Origin of the sequence: Roseicyclus sp. (genome assembly GCF_052168335.1) — a bacterium.
Lineage (GTDB): Bacteria > Pseudomonadota > Alphaproteobacteria > Rhodobacterales > Rhodobacteraceae > Roseibacterium.
The window spans coordinates 1-1,653 of sequence record NZ_JBQLZP010000406.1 but is presented as its reverse complement, the minus strand read 5'-3'; the positions used below and the strand labels follow the sequence as shown (position 1 = coordinate 1,653).

2 protein-coding genes and 1 pseudogene are annotated in these 1,653 nt (G+C 72.4%); all 3 read right to left on the bottom strand.

What is annotated here, in order from left to right; all coding sequences use genetic code 11:
- Positions 1 to 433 (bottom strand): ribosomal RNA small subunit methyltransferase A (locus ACTS11_RS12460; protein WP_442640636.1); only part of this gene is annotated, 433 nt, incomplete at its 3' end.
- Positions 430 to 1,416 carry a 4-hydroxythreonine-4-phosphate dehydrogenase PdxA gene (gene pdxA / locus ACTS11_RS12455; protein WP_442640635.1) on the bottom strand — a complete coding sequence of 329 codons (987 nt, stop codon included), beginning with the start codon at positions 1,414 to 1,416 and terminating at the stop codon, positions 430 to 432. The genes ACTS11_RS12460 and pdxA, both read right to left, overlap by 4 nt.
- A gap of 3 nt (positions 1,417 to 1,419) precedes the next feature.
- Positions 1,420 to 1,653: pseudogene (locus tag ACTS11_RS12450) on the bottom strand (peptidylprolyl isomerase); the annotation flags it as partial.

Genomic DNA, 1,653 nt, shown 5'->3' with positions numbered 1-1,653 from the left:
AGACCGGCGGCCATGTCGCGGGCGTGAGCCAGCGCGCCAGAAGTTCGGTTCCCACGTTGTAGGGCAGGTTCGCCACGACCTTCACCGGGGGCGAGAGATGCTCGGCCCAGTCGAGCTCCAGCGCGTCGCCGTGGATCACCTCGAGCCGGCCGGGATAGGCGGCGGCGATCTCCTGAAGCGCGGGGATGCAGCGCGCGTCCTTCTCCACGGCCACGACGCGGCGCGCGCCTTCGGCCAGCAGCCCGCGGGTGAGCCCGCCGGGGCCGGGGCCGACCTCGAGCACGTCCGACCCCGCGATGTCGCCCGCGATCCGCGCGATCTTGGCCGTGAGGTTCAGGTCGAGGAGGAAGTTCTGCCCCAGCGCCTTCCGCGCCGAGAGCCCGTGCGCCGCGATCACCTGCCGGAGCGGCGGCAGCGCGTCGATCGAACTCACCGCCGTGCCGCGCCGCGGAAGGCGGCCATGCGCGCGGCCATCTCGAGCGCGGCGATGAGGCTCGAGGGGTTCGCGCGCCCCGTGCCGGCGATGTCGAAGGCGGTGCCGTGATCGGGCGAGGTGCGCACGAAAGGCAGGCCGAGCGTCACGTTCACGCCCTCGTCGAAGGCGAGCGTCTTGATCGGGATGAGCGCCTGGTCGTGGTACATGCAGACGGCCGCGTCATAACCCTTCCGCGCGGCGGCGTGGAAGAGGGTGTCGCCGGAATGCGGGCCGGTCAGCGCCAGGCCCTCGGCCCTCAGCGCCTCGATCACCGGGGCGATCAGCTCGATCTCCTCGCGGCCCATGGCGCCGCCTTCGCCCGCGTGCGGGTTCAGCCCCGCGACCGCGATGCGCGGGCTCTCGATGCCGAAGTCGTGCCGGAGCGCCGCCTCGGTGATGCGGATCGTGTCCATCAGGAGCTTGCGGTCGAGCTGCGTCGGCACGTCCTTGAGCGCGATGTGGATCGTCGTCGGCACCACCTTGAGGTCGGGGCCTGCGAGCATCATCACCACGCGCTCCACGCCTGCGAGATGGGCGAGGTATTCCGTGTGGCCGGGATAGGCGAAGCCCGCCCCGTCGATCAGCGCCTTCTTGTGGATCGGCCCCGTGGTCAGCGCACCGGCCTCGCCGCCCATCACCAGGTCGACGGCCCGCTGGATCGCGGAAATGACCGCCTGTGCATTCTCGGGCGACGGCTTGCCCGGCACGGCGGGGGCGGGGAAGGGATGGGGCAGGACGGGCAGGCCCGCCTGCGTGTCGTGCAGCGCGTCGGCGGGGCGGGCGATGGTGCGCACCGGCACGCCGAGCCCCGCGAGATGTCCGGGATCGCCCACGACGAAGAACGGCACGCGGCCCTCGAGCCGGGTCCAGGCCATGGCGGCAAGCTCGCGGCCGATGCCGGCGGGCTCGCCCAGCGTCAGCGCGATGGGGGCGCGGGCCACCTCTCAGCCTTCGGGATAGGTGATGATCGCCTCGGCCCGGAGTTCCTCGAGGAAGCCCGAGGCGTAGGACTGCATGCGCTGCTGGAAGAGCTGGTCGCGCACCTGGGCGCGCGCCTCCTCCGGCAGGTCGCTGTTGCGGCTGCAGAGCATCGTCACCAGGAGGACGCCGCCGCGCACCACGTCGAAGGACATCTCGTTGGCGTCGAGGCGGCTGAGGGCCGCGGCCACGTCCTCGGG